The 18258-nt window shown below is 63.1% G+C and carries 14 protein-coding genes, 1 tRNA gene and 2 rRNA genes; 5 read left to right on the top strand and 12 right to left on the bottom strand.

The genetic code is table 11. The features are described 5' to 3' along the window. Positions 1-2 precede the first annotated feature (2 nt). Complete coding sequence (locus KW821_RS18480) at positions 3-968, top strand: ABC transporter permease (protein WP_042652946.1); 966 nt, start codon at positions 3-5, stop codon at positions 966-968. 65 nt (positions 969-1033) lie between these two features. Here the strand turns inward: KW821_RS18480 and KW821_RS18475 are convergent, their stop codons facing one another. Next, positions 1034-1939 (bottom strand): LysR substrate-binding domain-containing protein, encoded by a 906-nt coding sequence (locus KW821_RS18475; protein ID WP_042652947.1) that lies wholly within the window; start codon positions 1937-1939, stop codon positions 1034-1036. 118 nt (positions 1940-2057) lie between these two features. On the opposite strand from KW821_RS18475, the gene KW821_RS18470 reads away from it, so the two are divergent. From KW821_RS18470 to KW821_RS18460, 3 genes are read left to right on the top strand one after another with little or no spacing between them, the layout of a single operon-like run. Beyond that, positions 2058-3185 (top strand): S-(hydroxymethyl)glutathione dehydrogenase/class III alcohol dehydrogenase, encoded by a 1128-nt coding sequence (locus KW821_RS18470; RefSeq protein WP_218292483.1) that lies wholly within the window; start codon positions 2058-2060, stop codon positions 3183-3185. 50 nt (positions 3186-3235) lie between these two features. Next, positions 3236-4084 (top strand): S-formylglutathione hydrolase, encoded by an 849-nt coding sequence (gene fghA, locus KW821_RS18465; RefSeq protein WP_218292482.1) that lies wholly within the window; start codon positions 3236-3238, stop codon positions 4082-4084. Between the two features lie 59 nt (positions 4085-4143). Continuing rightward, entirely contained in the window at positions 4144-4650 is a 507-nt protein-coding gene (locus tag KW821_RS18460) for a DinB family protein (protein WP_218292481.1), read from the top strand. Between the two features lie 64 nt (positions 4651-4714). On the opposite strand, the gene KW821_RS18455 is transcribed toward KW821_RS18460, so the two are convergent. Further along, positions 4715-5437: a head GIN domain-containing protein gene (locus KW821_RS18455; protein WP_218292480.1), complete on the bottom strand. Its 723-nt coding sequence runs from the start codon at positions 5435-5437 to the stop codon at positions 4715-4717. A gap of 362 nt (positions 5438-5799) precedes the next feature. Between KW821_RS18455 and ovoA the strand changes: the two genes are divergently transcribed. Then, on the top strand, positions 5800-7950 hold the full coding sequence (gene ovoA, locus KW821_RS18450) for a 5-histidylcysteine sulfoxide synthase (RefSeq protein WP_218292479.1): 2151 nt from the start codon (positions 5800-5802) through the stop codon (positions 7948-7950). 66 nt (positions 7951-8016) lie between these two features. Here the strand turns inward: ovoA and KW821_RS18445 are convergent, their stop codons facing one another. The 10 genes from KW821_RS18445 to rrf (KW821_RS18400) form a co-directional block, all read right to left on the bottom strand. Beyond that, on the bottom strand, positions 8017-8994 hold the full coding sequence (locus KW821_RS18445; RefSeq protein ID WP_218292478.1) for a bile acid:sodium symporter family protein: 978 nt from the start codon (positions 8992-8994) through the stop codon (positions 8017-8019). Between the two features lie 279 nt (positions 8995-9273). Then, complete coding sequence (locus KW821_RS18440; protein ID WP_218292477.1) at positions 9274-10716, bottom strand: amino acid permease; 1443 nt, start codon at positions 10714-10716, stop codon at positions 9274-9276. Between the two features lie 148 nt (positions 10717-10864). Next, positions 10865-11203 (bottom strand): tRNA-binding protein, encoded by a 339-nt coding sequence (locus KW821_RS18435; protein ID WP_218292476.1) that lies wholly within the window; start codon positions 11201-11203, stop codon positions 10865-10867. A 98-nt stretch (positions 11204-11301) separates the two neighbouring features. Continuing rightward, entirely contained in the window at positions 11302-12747 is a 1446-nt protein-coding gene (locus KW821_RS18430) for an amino acid permease (protein WP_218292475.1), read from the bottom strand. Between the two features lie 103 nt (positions 12748-12850). Beyond that, positions 12851-13306, bottom strand: a complete 456-nt coding sequence (locus KW821_RS18425) for a beta-galactosidase subunit beta (RefSeq protein ID WP_218292474.1) — start codon at positions 13304-13306, stop codon at positions 12851-12853. After that, positions 13303-16377: a beta-galactosidase subunit alpha gene (gene ebgA, locus KW821_RS18420; RefSeq protein ID WP_218292473.1), complete on the bottom strand. Its 3075-nt coding sequence runs from the start codon at positions 16375-16377 to the stop codon at positions 13303-13305. Before ebgA ends, KW821_RS18425 begins: the two co-directional genes overlap by 4 nt. Positions 16378-16696: 319 nt before the next feature. Beyond that, positions 16697-17662, bottom strand: a complete 966-nt coding sequence (gene ebgR, locus KW821_RS18415; RefSeq protein WP_042652959.1) for a transcriptional regulator EbgR — start codon at positions 17660-17662, stop codon at positions 16697-16699. 156 nt (positions 17663-17818) lie between these two features. Beyond that, positions 17819-17933 (bottom strand): 5S ribosomal RNA (gene rrf / locus KW821_RS18410). 26 nt (positions 17934-17959) lie between these two features. Beyond that, positions 17960-18035: transfer RNA gene (locus KW821_RS18405), tRNA-Thr, on the bottom strand. Between the two features lie 105 nt (positions 18036-18140). After that, positions 18141-18255 (bottom strand): 5S ribosomal RNA (gene rrf, locus KW821_RS18400). Positions 18256-18258: the final 3 nt, after the last annotated feature.

Raw genomic sequence — 18258 nt, 5'->3', positions numbered from 1 at the left:
CCATGTTCGAAACCCTGATATTGATGCTGGATGCGACCATTCGCACCGCGCCACCGTTGATCCTGGCTGCCATGGCCGGGATGTTCTGCGAGCGATCCGGGGTGGTCAACATCGCGCTGGAAGGCAAGCTGCTGGCGGCGGCGTTCGCCAGCGGTGCAGCGGCGGCGGTCTCCGGCTCGGCCTGGATCGGGCTAGGCGCCGGGGTCGGTGTCTCAGTCCTGTTCGCCTTGCTGCACGGCTTCGCCACCATCACCCACCGCGGCGATCAGGTGGTGAGCGGCATGGCCATCAACATACTGGCGGCCGGTCTGACCGTTACCCTTGGCCGTTACTGGTTCGATCAGGGCGGCCAGACTCCGGCGCTGTCCGGCGCTTCGCGCTTCGCCCCCATCGATCTGCCCTATGCCAAGGAGCTGTATGACGTGCCTGTCGTCGGCCAGCTCTACAGCGAACTGCTGAGCGGTCACTCTCTGCTGGAGTACGTGGCGTTCGCCGCCGTGCCCCTGGCCTGGTGGGTGCTGTTCCGCACCCGCTTCGGCCTGCGTCTGCGCGCCGTGGGCGAGGCACCGGCCGCGGTCGATACCGCCGGCATCTCAGTGGTGCGGATGCGCTACACAGCGCTGATGATCGGCGGCCTGCTTGCCGGCATCGGTGGCACCTACCTGGCCGTGGCCCAGACCGCACAGTTCATCCCCAACATGAGCGCGGGCAAGGGCTTTATGGCGCTGGCGGCGCTGGTCTTTGGCAAGTGGAAGCCCTGGAGCGCCATGGCGGCCTGTCTGCTGTTCGGCTTCCTCGACGCCGTCGCCATCCGGCTGCAAGGGGTCAGCATCGGCGATTTCCCGATCCCGGTGCAGGCCATAGAGGCGCTGCCCTACGTGCTGACCGTGTTCCTGCTGGCCGGTTTCATCGGCAAGGCGGTGGCGCCCAAGGCGCTCGGCACCCCCTACGTCAAGGAACGGGAATAGCGGCGCATGGCGTCATCCAACAGAAGGCCCACGCAAGTGGGCCTTTTCTTTTTCGGGCGGCGGACTCAGCCGATGGGCCGCACCAGCACGGGCTGGGCGGGATCGCTCAGCCGCTCGGCCAGATAGTCCACCAGCAGCCGCACCTTGGGGGAGAGGTGGCGGTTGTGGGGATAGAGCGCCCAGATCCCCTCCTGTGGCGCCCGCAGCTCGGGCAACAGCTCGATCAGCTCCCCCCTGGCGAGGTGCTCGCTGACGTAGTAGTCCGGCAGCTGGATGATGCCTATCCCCTTCAGGGCCGCGTCCAACAGGGCGTGGCCGCTGTTGCACTGCAGCAGGCCGCGCACCCGCACGCTGTGGGGCTGCCCGTTGAGGGTGAAGTGCCACTCATCGCCATTGCCTGCCAGGCAGCGGTGGCGGGACAGCTCGGAGAGGCTGTTGGGCATGCCGTGCCGCACCGTGTAGGCCGGCGAGGCGCACACATAGGGCACCCGTTGCGCCAGCTTGCGCGCCACCAGGCTCGAATCCTTGAGATGGCCGAGCCGGATCGCCAGATCGAACCCCTCGTGCACCAGATCCAGCAGCTGGTTGGTGAGGTTGAGGGTCACCTCCAGCTGGGGGAAGCGCACCATGAAGTCGTTCACCAGCGGCGCTATGCGGCTCTCGCCATAGGAGACCGGGGCCGTGATGCGCAGCAGCCCCTGCGGCTGGGCCTGGTGCTGGCCGAGGGCCAGCTCCGCCTCATACAGGTTGTCGAGCAGCTGGCGGCAGTGGCGGTAATAGATCTCGCCCAGCTCGGTGAGCCGCACCTGACGGGTGGTGCGCAGCAGCAGCTTGGCCTGCAGCCGATCTTCCAGCTGCGCCACCTGCCGGCTGACCTGGGCCACCGACACCCCCAGCTTGCGCGCCGCCGGGGTAAAACCACCCTGCTCCGCCACGCTGACAAATTCACAAACGCCTTCCCAGCCGAACATTATTACCTATGTGTAAAAGTGATTTGAGATTTAGCCTTATTATCACCAAATCGGCGGGAAACTACACTCAACGTCCGAACCCTTTTCCGTTCACCCATTCAACAAGAGGACGTCATCCATGGCACAGGTTCAGAGCATCAAGTGTAAGGCCGCCATCGCCTGGGGCCCGGGCCAGCCCCTCACCATCGAAGAGATCGAGGTGATGCCGCCCCAGGCCGGTGAGGTGCGGGTGCGGATCAAAGCCACCGGCGTCTGCCACACCGATGCCTTCACGCTGTCCGGTGAAGATCCGGAAGGGGTCTTCCCCTGCATCCTGGGTCATGAGGGCGGTGGCATCGTCGAGTCCATCGGCGAGGGCGTCACCAGCGTCAAGGTGGGGGATCACGTCATCCCGCTCTACACCCCGGAATGCGGCGAGTGCAAGTTCTGCAAGTCCGGCAAGACCAACCTGTGCCAGAAGATCCGCGCCACTCAGGGCAAGGGGCTGATGCCGGACGGCACCACCCGCTTCTCCAAGGACGGTCAGCCCATCTATCACTACATGGGCACCTCCACCTTCAGCGAATACACTGTGCTGCCCGAGATCTCCATCGCCAAGGTGGACCCGGCCGCCCCGCTGGAAGAGGTGTGCCTGCTCGGCTGCGGCGTCACCACCGGCATCGGCGCCGTGATGAACACCGCCAAGGTGAAGGAGGGTGAGAGCGTCGCCATCTTCGGGCTCGGGGGCATAGGCCTCTCCGCCGTGATCGGCGCCCGCCTGGCCAAGGCCGGCCGCATCATCGCCATCGACATCAACGAGAGCAAGTTCGAGCTGGCCCGCAAACTCGGCGCCACCGACTGCATCAACCCGAACGACTATGACAAGCCCATCCAGGAGGTGATCGTCGAGATGACCGACGGCGGCGTCGACTTCTCGTTCGAGTGCATCGGCAACGTCAAGGTGATGCGCGCGGCGCTGGAGTGCTGCCACAAGGGCTGGGGCGAGTCGGTCATCATAGGCGTCGCCGGTGCCGGCCAGGAGATCAGCACCCGTCCGTTCCAGCTGGTCACCGGCCGGGTATGGCGCGGCAGTGCCTTCGGTGGGGTACGCGGTCGCAGCGAGCTGCCGAGCTATGTGCAGCGCTACATGCAGGGGGAGTTCCGCCTCGACGACTTCATCACCCACACCATGTCGCTTGAGCGGATCAACGAGGCGTTCGAGCTGATGCACGAAGGCAAGAGCATCCGCACCGTCATCCACTACTGAGCCATGACAGCCCCGCCCGCCAACGGGCCGGCGGGGCCAGGAGTCCTTCGATGAATCTGGACATCATCAGCAGCAACAAAAGCTTCGGCGGCTGGCACAAGCAGTATCGCCACCGCTCTGACCTGCTCGATTGCGAGATGCGCTTCGCCGTCTATCTGCCCCCCCAGGCCCTGACCGGCCAGAAGGTGCCCGTGCTCTACTGGCTCTCCGGCCTCACCTGCACCGATGAGAACTTTATGCAGAAGGCCGGTGCCCAGCGCATCGCCGCCGAACTGGGCATCGCCCTGGTGGCGCCGGACACCAGCCCGCGCGGTGACGGCATCGCGGACGACCCCGGCTACGATCTCGGCATGGGGGCGGGCTTCTACGTCAATGCGACCGTCAGCCCCTGGCGCGACCACTACCAGATGTACGACTACGTCACCCGCGAGCTGCCCGAACTCATCGAGACCCACTTCCCGGTCTCGACCCGGCGCGCCATCAGCGGCCACTCCATGGGGGGACACGGAGCCCTGATCGCCGCCCTGCGCGAGCCCGGCCGCTATCGCTCGGTGTCGGCGTTCAGCCCCATCAGCCACCCGAGCCGCTGCCCCTGGGGCCAGAAGGCGCTCGGCGCCTATCTCGGCAACAACCCCCTGCTGTGGCAGGAGTGGGATGCCTGCCAGCTGCTGCGCCACCACGAACCAACCCCTCTGCCGACCCTGGTGGACGTGGGGTTGGACGATCCCTTCCTGGACGAGCAGCTCGGCATCGATGCCCTGGCCGAGATAGCGGCGACCAAGGCCTGGCCGCTGGAGCTCAACCGCCACGCCGGCTATGACCACAGCTACTACTTCGTGGCGAGCTTCATCGAGGCGCACCTGCGCTTCCACGCCCGTCACCTCGGCGAACAGCTCTAACCGCGCTCGCGGGTCGGCAAGAGTCGAGGCCCGGCTTGGCCAAGGAACAGGAATCAAGGATGAATCTCTTTACCGCACTGCTGGCCACGCCGGATCGCTTCGAGCAGCTGTTTGCTCAGGTGCCCGGCGACCGCCTGAACTGGGAGCCCGCCAACTGGGCCGGCATCCCCTCTGAGCGCTTCTCGGCCCAGGGGCACCTCTGCCATCTGTTGGACATAGAGACGCTGGGTTATCAGCTGCGCTTCCGGCGCACCCTGACTGAGACGCTGCCCCTGCTGGCCTCCCTCGATGGCTATCAGCTGGCGCAGGATAACGACTACCCACGGCAGGATCCCGCCGTGCAGCTGGTCCGGTTTCGTGCCGCCCGAACCCAGACGGTCGACTGGCTCAGCGCCCTGCCTGCTTCGGCCTGGCGCCGACGGGCCCACTATGGCAGCTATGGCGAGGTGACGCTGGATGGGCTGGTGCGCCTGCTCGCCAGCCATGACCACCAGCATCTCGCCGGCATGCAATGGCTGTTGATGCGACTCAATGCGGATCTGGGGCTGCAGATCCCACTGGAATGAAGCCGCCTCCGTGACGGCGCCCCATAAAAAAAGGCCCTTTCAGGGCCTTTTTCTCGTGCCGTGCTCAGCTCCCCTCGCGGGTGACCGAGCCTGAGCCCGCGACCCGCTGCTCGACCTTGGGATCGCCCCAGTAGGCGATGCTACCGGAGCCGGCGATGTTGATATTGAGCCGCTCCTTGGCTCTAACCTCCACGTCGCCACTACCGGCGATATTGACCTCGGCCTCGCCGCTCTCCAGCCGGCTGCCCTGCACATCACCGGTGCCGGCGATGTTCAGCTCGAGCGTTCGGACTGTGCCGGATCCCAGATCCAGTCCGCCCGAGCCGGCGATATTGCCCTCTAGGCTGTCCAGCTCCAGCCGCTGGGCCTGGATACCGCCGGAACCGGCCAGTGACAGCACCAACTTGTCGCCCTTGAAGTGACCTATCTCCCCCTGGCTGTTGCCCGCCAGGGCCAGCTCGCGCAACCTGGGCAGGGTGATGGTCAGCTCCAGCGGCTCGGTGGGGGCGAGCTTATAGCCATCCTCGACCTCGATCTCCAGCTGGTTGCCGCGCTCGGTGACGCTGAGCAGCGGCAGCAAGTTCTCCTGCCCTCTGATGCTCAGCCCCGGCTCGTCACCGGCCAGGATCCTTATGGTCGCCGGCACCATGGCCGCGACCCTGTCTATCTCGCCGAGCGGCTGCCGCTGTTCGATGACGGCTCCCGTCCCCACCACCTCGGTATCCTCCTGCCAGCTGCATCCACTCAGCAGCCCCAGGATCAATGCCATCCCCATCATCCGTGTCATGCCACATTCCTCGTTGTCATTGGTCACATCCCATGTCTCGGTCTCTCAAAATGGCAAACTCCATGCCACATCATCAACCCTATGATTTACATCGATATCTATGGCTGAGGCGGCATGCTGACCAATAAACAGAGAGTCATTTAGACCACAAGTTGGTCAGACTGACCAGCCCCAGTCGGGGTGGCGGCTCCCGGTTGACCGCACCTCACGGGGGCCACTACGCTGATAGGCCATGGAAGTTTTCTGTTGTGCCACCGGTCTGTTGAGCCAATAGTAATAGCCTGTTGCCCATGCGGCCCGCCATGGCGGCCTTGTCGCCATCACTGTCATGTCAGTCTTCACTGCCAACGAGGAGTCAAAGCGTGACCCAAGCCAGCCACCAGTTCGCCAGCACCAGCGGCCTGCCTGCCCCGACCCGCACCCCGCTGCTGACCGGTGAGGATCCCGAGCTGAAACGGCGCGAGCTGCTCGACTACTTCTGCCAGACCTTCGCACTCTACGACAGCCTGTTCGACTGCCTGGCCGAGGAGCGCGCCTGGTTCAACAAGGCGATCCCGCTGCGTCACCCGCTCATCTTCTACTACGGCCACACCGCCGCCTTCTTCATCAACAAGTTGCTGGCGGCCCGCCTGATCGACAGTCGCATCGACCCCCGTATCGAGGCCATGGTCGCCATCGGGGTGGATGAGATGAGCTGGGACGATCTGGACGAGACCCACTACGACTGGCCCGGGGTGGCCGAGCTGCGACACTACCGCGCCAAGGTGCGCGCCCGGGTGATCGACTTCATCCAGCAGATGCCACTGACCCTGCCCATCGACTGGCAGAGCCCGGCCTGGGTCATCCTGATGGGGACAGAGCACGAGCGCATCCACCTCGAGACCTCCAGCGTGCTGATCCGCCAGCTGCCGCTGGCCTGGGTGCGATCCCAGCCCCAGTGGCCCAGCTGCGGCGAGGCCTGCCATCGCATCGACGAGGTGCCCCTCAACGATCTGCTGCCGGTGGCGGCGGGGCGGGTACGCCTCGGCAAGCAGGACGCCACCTACGGCTGGGACAACGAATACGGCGAACGCCACATCGAGATCCCTTCCTTCCAGGCCAGCCGCATGCTGGTGAGCAATGCCGAATACCTCGCGTTCGTCCAAGCCGGTGGTTACCGCCAGCAGGCCTGGTGGGATGACGAAGGCTGGGGCTGGTGCCAGTATGCCAAAGCGCAGATGCCCAGCTTCTGGCTCGGCTCCCCGGCCGAGCCCGAGCAGCTGCAACTGCGGCTGATGACCGAGCGGGTGGCCATGCCCTGGGACTGGCCGGTCGAGGTGAATCAGCTGGAGGCCGCCGCCTTCTGTCGCTGGAAGGCGGCCCAGACCGGCCTGCCCATCCAGCTGCCGAGCGAGGCGGAGTGGGCGCTGCTGCGCGAGTCGCTGGCGGGGGATCAGCCGGACTGGATCGAGGCACCCGGCAACCTCAACCTGGCGCGCTTCGCCTCCCCCTGCCCGGTGGATGCCTGCCCGCAGGCCGGCTTCTTCGATCTGGTGGGCAACGTCTGGCAATGGACCAGCACCGCCATCGATGGCTTCGACGGCTTTCGGGTGCACCCGCTCTACGATGACTTCTCCACCCCCACCTTCGATGGCAAGCACAGCCTCATCAAGGGCGGCAGTTGGGCAAGCACCGGCAACGAGGCGCTCAAGTCGTCCCGTTACGCCTTCCGCCGCCACTTCTTCCAGCATGCGGGCTTCCGCTATCTGGTCTCCCGCTATCAGGAAGCCATCACAGTGAATCCTTACGAAACCGACACCCTAGTGGCGCAGTATCTCGACTTCCAGTACGGTCCGACCCACTTCGGGGTGGCCAACTACGCCAAGACCCTGGCCGATCTGGCCGGCGAGCTGTGCGGCAACCACCAGCGGGCGCTGGACATCGGCTGCGCCACCGGCCGCGCCAGTTTCGAGCTGGCCCGCCACTTCCAGCACGTGGACGGGGTCGACTACTCGGCCCGCTTCATCGACGTGGCGCTCTCCCTCGCCAGCCAGGACAGCTTCCGCTACGCCATGCCGGTGGAGGGGGAACTGGTGGAGTATTGCGAGGCGCGGCTGTCGAGTCACGACCTCGGGCCTGCGCAAGCGGATCGCATCCACTTCAGCCAGGGGGATGCCTGCAACCTCAAGCCCAAGTACGACCACTACGATCTGGTGCTCGCCTCCAACCTGATCGACCGGCTGCGGGAGCCCGCCCGCTTCCTGCGGGACATTGCCCCGCGGCTGCGCAGCGGCGGCCTGCTGCTGCTCACCAGCCCCTACACCTGGCTGACCGACTACACCCCCAAGGCGAACTGGCTCGGCGGCATCCGGGAAAATGGCGAGGCCCTGTCCACCCATCAGGCGCTGCAACGGCTGCTGGCGGCGGAATTCGAGGAGCTGTGCCCACCCCGGGACGTCCCCTTCGTCATCCGCGAGACCGCCCGCAAGTACCAGCACACGGTGGCGCAGCTGACCGTCTGGCGCAAACGCTGAGGGCGCCCAGCCGGGGAATGCAAAGAGGGAGGCCCATGGCCTCCCTCTTTTTTCACCGCGACAAGGTCAAAGCTCCTGGTCGGGGACCAGGGGCTGGACCCCCTGCTCGTGATAGCGGCGCGCCAGCACGGCGCACACCATCAGCTGGATCTGGTGGAAGATCATCAGCGGCAGCACCATGACCCCGACGCTGGCGGCCGGGAACATGACGTTGGCCATGGGCACCCCGTTGGCCAGGCTCTTCTTGGAGCCGCAGAAGACGATGGTGATCTCGTCCGCCTTGTCGAAGCCGAGCCGACGGCTGATCCAGACGTTCCAGCCCAGCACCAGCGCCAGCAGCACGCAGCTGAGCAGCACTATGCTGGCCAGATCGTACCAGCCGACCTGGTGCCAGATACCCTGCACCACCGCCTCGCTGAAGGCCACATAGACCACCAGCAGGATGGAGCTCTGATCCAGCTTGCCGATCAGCGGCCTGTGGCTGTCGACCCAGCGGCCGAGCAGCGGCCGTGACAGATGACCCAGCACGAACGGCAGCATCAGCTGCACCATGATGGCCTGGATGGAGTGCCAGGTGTCTATGCCTTCCCCCTGCACGTTGATCATCATGCCCACCAGCACCGGCGAGAGGAATATGCCGAGGATGCTGGAGGCCGAGGCGCTGCACACCGCCGCCGACACATTGCCCCCCGCCATGGAGGTGAAGGCGATGGCCGACTGCACGGTGGCGGGCAGCGCGCAGAGATAGAGGAAACCGAGGTAGATGGCCGGGCTCAGCCATTGCGGCACCAGCGGGCTGAGCAAGAGCCCCAGCAGCGGGAACAGCAGGAAGGTGCTGAGCATTACCACCAGGTGCAACCGCCAGTGGCCCAGCCCCGCCAGCAGGCTCTGGCGCGACAGCTTGGCGCCGTGCATAAAGAACAGCATGGCCACCGCCAGCTTGGTCAGCAGCGCGAACCAGATCGCAACCTGCCCCTCGCAGGGGAAGAGGGAGGCCAGGGTGACCACCAGGATAAGCACAGAGGTAAAGGGATCCAGACGCACGAGCGGTCTCCATCAGCAAACGGACCCCGCCCTCGCGAGGAGGTCGGGACCAGGGACGACAGGCAGCAGAGCGGGAGATGTCTGGCACCTCCCGTCGAAACGGACCCAGCTTACCCCGATAACGGGGAGGCGCAAAGTTGAGGGAGACCGCCGAAATTAAACGCCTTCGGCTTGCTGCTGAGCGAGCGGGCACAGCCAGGCTCGCCACCAGGCGCAGATGGCACAAAAAAACGGGTGGCCCCTGGGCCACCCGTACTGTTTGAAAACCGCGGTGCGGTGTTACTTGGCCAGGGTGGCACCCTGGCCAGGGGCCTTGTTGCCGGCGGCCAGCTTGCGGGCCTGACGCTTCTCGAAGCGGGAGATCCACCAGTAGGCCAGCGCCGAGAACACCGCCGTCATGAAGACGTTGATGAAGAAGGCGCGCACCAGATCCACCCCGGTCGGGAAGGCGGAGGCGCTCATGCTGATCACGAAGATGGCGATCAGCACAGACACCACGCTCATGCCGAACCCACGCGAGCCCATGCGAAACTCGCGGGGGGTGTCGTCGTGTTTCCAGCGGAACACGAAGTAGGCCACCATGATGAAGATGGGGGGCAGCATGGCGGTGCCCGCGGTGAGGTTGATGGCGGTGTTCATCATCTGCTGCACCGATTCGGAGCCGAAGCCGTTGACCACCAGCATCACGAACACGAACACGAACTGCCACCAGGCGGCGCGTACCGGCACCCCATGCTCGTTGAGCTGGGTGGTCTTCTCCCCATAGACGCCCTGGGGGATCTCGGAGAAGTGGATCTTCACCGGCGCCGAGGTCCACATCATCATGGAGCCGAACATGGCGATGAACAGCACCACCCCGACCGCCCGGCCGACCAGCGCCTCCGACAGCTGGAAGTACTGCGCCATGCCGGTGAAGATCTCCACCATGCCGCCGGCGTAGGTGAGGCTCTCCCGCGGCACGAAGACGTTGACCAGCACCGAGCCGATGGCATACATGGCACCGATGATCACACCGGCGGTGATGATCACCCTGATGAAGGACTTCTGGCCGCCCTTGACGTCATTGAGGTAGGCCGCCGCCGTCTCGGCGCCACCGGCCGCCTGGAAGATCCAGCACATGATGCCGAGCGTCGCCCAGTTGATGGTGGGGGTCATGGCAGCCAGGGTGATGGGCTGGGCCGGCACGTGATCGCCCCCCAGCGCCATCAGCGCCCCCAGCACATAGATGGCGAACAGGGCGAACACCCCGTAGGCCACCAGTTCGGCAATCTTGCCGAGCCAGGTCGCTCCCTTGGTGGAGATATGGGTCGCCGCCGCGAACAGCGCGATGGAGATGACCGAGGTCACCATGGGGGAGAAAGTATATTCATACCCCAGCATGGCGTAGGAGGCGTAGGCGATGACGTTCGGCAGCAGGGAGACGAACCAGAACAGGTTAACGAACCAGTAGAGGAAGGAGCCGAGGTAGGCCATCCGGGTGCCGAGCGGCTTCTTGAGCCAGTCATACATGCCCGATTCCGAGTGCTTGTTCGCCGAGACGAACTCGGAAATGATGAACACGAAGGGGATGAAATAGACGATGGTGGCCAGCAGGAAAACAGGGGCCGAGCTCAGCCCCAGCTCGATGTTGTTGTTGACGATGTTGCGCACGTTGAACACGGCGGCAAAGGTCATCGACAACAGGGCAAACTTGCCTATGGTGCCGCGTACTGATTCAGACATATTGTCCTCCGGTGGATTCACGCCCCTTCGCATGAGGGCGCCATGACTCTGAATGTGTTCGACTCCAGCCTGCTGGCCGGGCCGTTTACTCTCTTGTTATTGTTGGCCTGGGCACCGCAAGCTGGCCCGGGCTGGCGTCATCCCGCCCTCACACTATCGGGGTGCCCGGCGCCATCGACACTTTGGGTTGCAACAGCACGCTCTGGCTCTCGTCCGGGGTCTCGGCGCAGAGCAACATGCACTCGGATCGCTCGCCGCGCATCTTGGTCGGCTTGAGGTTGGTCAGCACCACCACCTCGCTGCCCATCAGCTCCTCTTCGCTGTAATGGGGCACCAGACTGGTGACCGTCTGCAGCGGCCGCTCGCCACCCACGTCGATCTGGACGATATAGAGTTTGTCGGCCCCGGGATGGCGCACCACCTCCAGCACCCTGCCCACCTTCATCTCGACCCGTTTGAATTCGGCAAACTCGATCGTCTCGCTCATTCCATTCTCCTCATGCTCTGTGGTTCAACCGGTAACGGGTGGCCGCCGCCACCCGGTTTCTCTCTTTCTTGGCCACTCGGGCCGGTTTGCTCTGGGGATCAGGGCGCCTGGATGAACACCTGAGCGGCCGGCTGGGCTTCTTTTGCGCGCGCCGCCTCGCTCAGGGAGGCTTCGTATCTGTTGTATTTCCACCAGGCAAAGCCCAGGAAGATCACTATCCCGCCCACGTTGTAGAAGACGATGGTCATGATGTCGGCGCCGGTCGGGAAGGTGGAGGCGAGGAAGCCAACCGAGAAGATGGCGATCAGCACCGAGACCACGGCGATCCCCGTGGTACGTGAGCCCATCTTGAAATCCCGTGGCAGGTGATCCAGCTTCAGGCGCAGGTTCAGGTAGGCCAGCATGATGAACAGCGGTGGCAGCATGGAGGCTGCCGCCGTCATGTTGATCACCGTATTCATCAGGTCCTGGGCCGTGTTGGAGCCCAGGGTCGGGATCAGCATCAGGGGCAGCACTATCAGGTACTGGATCCAGGCCGCGCGGGCCGGCACGCCGTTTTCGTTCAGCTCGACCGTCTTCTTGCCGAAGATGCCGGCCGGGATCTCGGAGAAGAAGATCTTCACCGGGGTGGCGGTCCACATCAGCAGGGAACCGAACATGGCGGTGAAGGAGACCAGCCCCACGAAGCGGTTCATCAAGATGGCGGGCAGACCAAAGTAGGAGGCCAGCCCTTCGAATACCTGCACCGAGCCGCCGGTATATTTCAGAGTGCCGCTCGGTACGAAGACGTTGATCAGCAGGGAGGCGACGGAGTAGAGCACGCCGATAAAGATCCCGGCGATGATGATCACCTTCACGAAGGATTTGGAGCCGCCCTTGACGTCATTCACGTAGACGGCGACCGATTCCGCGCCACCGGCCGCCATGAAGATCCAGGTAGTGATACCCAGGAAGGCCCAGCTGAAGTCCGGGATCATCGCCTCTACCGTGATGGGGTCCGCCGGCTGTACACCACCGATCAAGGCCGCACCCGCCAGCAGAATGTAAGAGAGGGTCAGCAGCAGCATCAGGGAAGAGGTCACCGAGGTGATGGGACCGAGCATCTTGGCGCCGTTGGTGGAGACATAGGTGGCAAAGGCGAACAGCACCATGCTCAGACCCGTGGTGGCCAGCGGGGTGAGTATGTATTCGTAGCCCAGGAAGGCATAAGAGGCGTAGGCAATCACCCGCGGCAACAGCGAGGTGAAGAAGAACAGGTTCACGAACCAGTAGGTGTAGGCTGAGATGAAGGCCCAACGACCGCCGAGGGAGCTCTTCACCCAGGCATAGACGCCGGCTTCGGAGTTTTTATTCAGTGACACGAATTCCGCGATGATGAGGCAGAACGGAATAAAGTAAAAAATGGTGGCCAGAAAGAACATCGGGCCTGACGCCAGACCGATTTCAATGTTGTTGTTGATGACATTGTTAAAGCTGAATACGGCCGCAAAGGTGAGCGACAGCAACCCGAACTTACCTATCGTATTCCGTTTGGAATCAGACATCGTGCATCTCCAGACCTGCAGTTATTGTCTGCCAAAGGGCGGGGCATGAGGTGTAGGGTGGCCCCGCCCTTCCGGCTTTTATCAGTGCAAAAACAGCGGCTTGTTATTTGTTTTTGAAGTAGCCGCCTTCGATGGTCACCTTGATGATCAGCTTGCGCACAGACCCATCGCCGACGAAGCGATAGGCCTCGTCATTCTCGAAGATCACCAGCTGACCGTTGCCGACCCGCTGGCGCTGTTGTACCTCGCCGGCCAGCCACTCGCGGTCAGTGGTGTCGTCGTAGGCCTGCTCGCTCTGCAGTTCGCCCTTGGCGGCCCACTCCACCGTCTCCTCTCCCTCGAGGTAGTAGTGGATGTCGAAGTAGCGGCGCTGTCCCTCGAACAGGGCGGTGGCCGGGCTGGCCCCCTCCTGCAGGCGGTAGGTGAGGGAGTCACCGATGGAGTGGCAGACGCCGGGCTTGAGGTTCGGCAGGTTGTCGATGGCCTCCACGCAGCGGCCCCACTTCTTGCCCTCCCGGTAGATGTTTTTGAACAGGGTCAGGTTGTCCAGGGTGATCATGCGAGCGTCCTCCCGCCGTTGATGCTGAGATCGATCCCGGCCAGCGCGGCCGGGTTGAGGTTGCCGCGGGCGATGGGCAACAGGGTCAGGCCGAAGCTGAATGGCTCGAAGCGCACCCGCCAGGAGTCCAGCACCTCGGATCCCCAGGAGTTGGAGCCCAGCCCCAGCACCCTGTGATCCAGGTTGAGGGTGAGATGACCGCAGGGCTCCAGCTCGTTGATGTGCTGGGCGGCGTGGATATGTTCCCAGCTGTAGGGCCAGACGCTCAGGTTGATGGGGGCATCCGGTCGCACGTAGAGGCCGGCGCCGTGGCGGTTGCTCAGGGTCGCCCAGCGCACCTGCTGGCGGTTGCCGTTGTCCTGCGGGAAGGGGTAGTGCTCCCACATCTCGGCCACAGTGCTCTGGAAGCAGTCGATCCAGTTGCTCTGGCGGCTGTCCTGGTAGTTCTCCCCCGGCCCCATGCCAAAGTAGTGCACCCGATCGAGGTCCTGGCGGATCCCCAGCTCGAAGCCGATCTTGGGAATGATGTCGTCATAACCGCCATAAGGCTGGCCGCTGAGGGCCACATGCAGCTGGCCGTTCGGGCTCAGGGTGTAGACGTAGCGGCAGCGCATGCCGAAATCGAACACCGGCGGCGCGATCAGGCTCTCCACCGTCACCTCGACCGCCTCACCCAGCTGACGCCAGCTCAGCGTGCGGAAGTGCTCCTGCATGATCTGCAGGTGGTTCGGGTGCCACAGGCTCTCGTACTCCTGCTTGTGGTTGTCGATCATCGGCTTGAAGAAGGTGAGGCGCGGCGCCCGCTCAATCAGCTCCATGCCATCCTGCTGCCAGCTCACCAGCTTGCCGTCGAGGCGGGAGAAGCGCAGGGCGAAGCCGCTGCCGGTCAGGGTCAGCGCGAGCCGCTCGTCGGCGATCTGCAGCGCCGTGGCGTTGGGGTTGGCAAAGGGCTGCAGCTGGCGAGTCGACTCCTTGAGCCGGAACTGGTACTGGCCGAGTTCATGACCCGCCGGGCTATGGCGGGTGGCGCTGGCCTTGATGACCCTCAGCTGGACGAAGGCCTCCCGACCGTCGAGGGATGGCAGATCAAGCTGCAGCGGGGTGATGGCACCGGGGGCAATACCCTCCAGCCGGAGCTGCTGGCTGGCCAGCAGATCGCCTTCGGCCTTCACCTCGATCAGCAGGCGGATGTCGTCCAGGTTCGAGAACCAATAGCGGTTCTCCAGCTCCAGCCGGCCGCTGGCCGCATCCAGGGCGCGGATCTTGACCGGGCAGATCACCTGCTTGTATTCGCGCAGGCCAGGCCCCGGGGTCTGATCCGGATAGATGAGGCCATCCATGCAGAAGTTGTAGTTGTTGGGGTAGTCGCCGTAGTCACCGCCGTACTTGTAGACGGCGCGACCCTGCTCGTCCTGGTCCAGGATGCCGTGATCGCACCACTCCCAGATGTAGTGGCCCTGAATGTGGGGATGACGATCGAACACCTGCTGGTATTCGCTGAGGCCGCCCGGGCCGTTGCCCATGGCGTGGGCGTATTCGCAGAGGATGCGTGGCTTGTCCATCGGGAACTCGCCGAAACAGTTCATCTGGGAGACGCGGGAATACATGGTGCTGACCACATCCACCACCTCGGCGTCGCGATCCTCCTCGTAGTGCACCAGCCGGGTTGGGTCGAGCGCCTTGCAGCGCCGGTACATGGCCCTGATGTTGCAGCCGTAGCCGGACTCGTTGCCCAGGGACCAGATGATGATGGAGGGGTGGTTCTTCTGGGCGTGGACGTGGCGCTCGATCCTGTCCACGAACACCGGCTCCCAGGACGGGTCATCGGTGATGCGGCTCAGATCGCCGACGTTGGCAAAGCCGTGGGTCTCCACGTCGGTCTCCGCCATCACGAACAGGCCGTACTGGTCGCACAGCTCGTAGAAGCGCGGGTCATTCGGGTAGTGGGCGGTGCGCACCGAGTTGAGGTTGTGCTGCTTCATCAGCACTATGTCGCGCTCCACCCGATCCATGCCGACGGCCCGGCTCTTGAGGTGATCGTTGTCGTGGCGGTTCACCCCGTGCAGCTTGAGGTAGCGACCGTTGACGTAGAAAAGCCCGTCCTTGACGGTGATTTCGCGCACCCCGACCCGCTGGGGGATCACCTCCAGCAGCTCACCTCGCTCGTTATAGAGCGACAGCTGCAGCTGGTAGAGGTAAGGATCTTCGGCGTTCCACAGATGGGGGTTCGCCAGATCCAGGCTGAAGCGGCAGTCGAGCTTGCCATCTATGGTCAGGCTGTCGAGCGCGCCGCTGGCGATCTCGCTCCCCTGATCCAGCAGGGACCAGACCAGCCGGTGATCCCGAGCCGACTCGCCGAGATTCTCAAGCGCGATGTCGCAGCTCAGGGTGGCGCTCTGGTTGTCGTCGGCCAGCGCTGTCTGGATGAAGAAGTCCTGTACATGGACGGCTGTCTTGCCCACCAGGTAGACGTCGCGGAAGATCCCCGCCATCCACCACATGTCCTGATCTTCGATGTAGGTTGAATCCGCCCACTGCATCACCCGCACCGACAGCAGGTTCTCGCCGGTTTGGGCATAGGCGCTGATGTCGAACTCGGCGGTCAGGCGGCTGCCCTTGCTGAAGCCCACATACTGACCGTTCACATAGACCTCGAAGTAGGTCTCGACCCCGTCGAACTTGATGATCACTTGCTCGCCCACCCAGGCCGGGCTCAGCGTGAAGCCACGCTGGTAGGCGCCGGTGGGGTTGTTGCTCGGCACGAAGGGCACATCGATGGGGAAGGGAAAACCTTCGTCTGTGTATTGCAGATGGCCGTGGCCTTCCATCTGCCACATGTTGGGCACCGTGATCTGACCCCAGTCGCTCATGGGGCTGTGATAGAAGGCCTCCGGCACCTGCAGGGGATGCTCGAAGTAATGAAACTGCCACTGGCCGCTCAAGGAGAGGAAGCGACGGCTTAGCTCCCGCTGCTGGGTGGCGGCCGCAGAGCTGTCGGCATAAGAGAAGAAGTAGGCACGGGGTGCCAGTCTGTGTTCACCAACGAATTGAACGTTTTCCCAGTTATTCACATGTCCTCCCGGAACAAGGCAAGGTAGCTGGGTAAACTCTAGATAAACATTTACTAAATATCAGATGATAATCGGTAAAGTTTTAACCTGATCACATAAGATAGCCCAATTTGTGAGCGGGATCAGAAGCAGGAGATAAAAGAGGGGGCTGTCTGCCTGAATGGCATAGATATTGGCGGGGTCAGCAAGAGATAGATGTATAGTATTTAAAAACAAATACTTAAGTGTTTTTCTTAATGGTAGGAGTCAATGCAGGAGGGAGGAAGGTCGTTGCTCCATAGGGATATGGAGCAACAGGGGAAGGATAATTTTACTAAAACTACCGAGTGGTGCCGCGCAGGGTCAGTCGGCTGGGAACCAGCACCCGCAACGGCACTTCCCGCTCGTCGCGCAGCCGCTCGACCAACAGATTGACCCCCTGGGAGCCCATCAACTCGGAGTGGATCCGAACCGTGGAGAGCGGCGGGAAGGTAAACTTGGCAGTCGGAATGTCGTTCACACTGATCAGCTCGATCTGCAGGGGAATGGCCAGCCCCTTCTCATGGATCGCCCGCAGCACGCCGATGGCGATGGAGTCAGAGGCCACGAACAGGGCACGGGGCCAGTCGCCGGCCAACATCTCCTTCGCCAGCCGATAGCCGGAGGCGCTGGAGAAATCGCCGCGATAGAGGTCGCTCTCCCGCACCACCCCCAGCCGCTGCCCGTAATCGAGGAAGGCGAGCTCCCGCAGATCCGGTGCCTCGTCCTGACCACCGATGTAGCCGATGCGGCCATGCCCCTGGGCGATGAAGAAGTCCACCACCTGCTGGCTGATCAACGCCAGATCCACGTCCACCGAATCGAACTCCCCCTCGGAGCGGCAATCCACAAACACCAGCTGGGCAGAAAGAGAATACAGCGCAGCGAGGCGCTCCGGCGGCAGATGGCCGATAACCAGGATGCCGTCGACGGCGGAGAGCTCACGCCCTTCGGCACCGTTGTAGAAATGGGTCAGCTCGATGTTGAGGCGGGCACACTGGGTCTCGATGCCGTAGCGGATGGCGAGATAATAGGGGTCGTTGACCTCGGTGCTCTGCGGGTAGGCGTAGACCGCCAGAAAGTGCAGCTTGCTCTTGTGCACCCCCTTGCGGGCGCTGCTGGTCTTGTACTCCAGTCGCTCGGCAATCTCGAAGATCTTCTGCCTGGTCTCTTCCTTGACGCTCAGCGTCGGATCCTCATTGAGCACCCGTGACACCGTGGCCTGGGAAACCCCCGCCTCCAGCGCTATTTCCTTCAATGTGGCCATGCATACTCCTCTGGCGATGACTCGCGACAATACCAGTCCAAGAGTAACGGGCAACATGCTGACAGCCCAGCATTTTTACTAAAAGAAACCCATCAGAACAGGAAAAAACACCAAAGCAAAAAGGCCTCCCGCATGGGAGGCCTCTTCTAAATAGGTGCCTGACAGTGTCCTACTCTCGCATGGCGAATGCCACACTACCATCGGCGCTACCGCGTTTCACTTCTGAGTTCGGCATGGGATCAGGTGGTTCCACGGCGCTATTGCCGTCAGGCAAAAGCTGTATCACTAACTTAAAACTGGTGCTGATACCCAGAGTCGAACTGGGGACCTCATCCTTACCAAGGATGCGCTCTACCAACTGAGCCATATCAGCACACTAACCGGTAAAGAACACACTGTGTGCGTTATCTAAATCTGTTGTCCGCAACAACCTGACGTCATTGCACGACCAATCACATCGCTGTGACCGTAATTGGGTGCCTGGCAGTGTCCTACTCTCGCATGGCGAATGCCACACTACCATCGGCGCTACCGCGTTTCACTTCTGAGTTCGGCATGGGATCAGGTGGTTCCACGGCGCTATGGCCGCCAGGCAA

This window comes from Aeromonas sp. sif2416, assembly GCF_019218665.1.
Taxonomy (GTDB): Bacteria; Pseudomonadota; Gammaproteobacteria; order Enterobacterales; family Aeromonadaceae; genus Aeromonas; species Aeromonas encheleia.
This window is presented reverse-complemented; position numbering and strand designations above follow the sequence as displayed.

Bases quoted from the DNA above. Each gene is read 5' to 3' on its own strand.
- KW821_RS18475 (WP_042652947.1), bottom strand. From the start codon at position 1,939: ATGTTCGGCTGGGAAGGCGTTTGTGAATTTGTCAGCGTGGCGGAGCAG.
- ebgR (WP_042652959.1), bottom strand. From the start codon at position 17,662: ATGGCCACATTGAAGGAAATAGCGCTGGAGGCGGGGGTTTCCCAGGCC.
- KW821_RS18470 (WP_218292483.1), top strand. From the start codon at position 2,058: ATGGCACAGGTTCAGAGCATCAAGTGTAAGGCCGCCATCGCCTGGGGC.
- fghA (WP_218292482.1), top strand. From the start codon at position 3,236: ATGAATCTGGACATCATCAGCAGCAACAAAAGCTTCGGCGGCTGGCAC.
- KW821_RS18480 (WP_042652946.1), top strand. From the start codon at position 3: ATGTTCGAAACCCTGATATTGATGCTGGATGCGACCATTCGCACCGCG.
- KW821_RS18460 (WP_218292481.1), top strand. From the start codon at position 4,144: ATGAATCTCTTTACCGCACTGCTGGCCACGCCGGATCGCTTCGAGCAG.
- KW821_RS18440 (WP_218292477.1), bottom strand. From the start codon at position 10,716: ATGTCTGAATCAGTACGCGGCACCATAGGCAAGTTTGCCCTGTTGTCG.
- KW821_RS18435 (WP_218292476.1), bottom strand. From the start codon at position 11,203: ATGAGCGAGACGATCGAGTTTGCCGAATTCAAACGGGTCGAGATGAAG.
- KW821_RS18430 (WP_218292475.1), bottom strand. From the start codon at position 12,747: ATGTCTGATTCCAAACGGAATACGATAGGTAAGTTCGGGTTGCTGTCG.
- KW821_RS18425 (WP_218292474.1), bottom strand. From the start codon at position 13,306: ATGATCACCCTGGACAACCTGACCCTGTTCAAAAACATCTACCGGGAG.
- KW821_RS18455 (WP_218292480.1), bottom strand. From the start codon at position 5,437: ATGACACGGATGATGGGGATGGCATTGATCCTGGGGCTGCTGAGTGGA.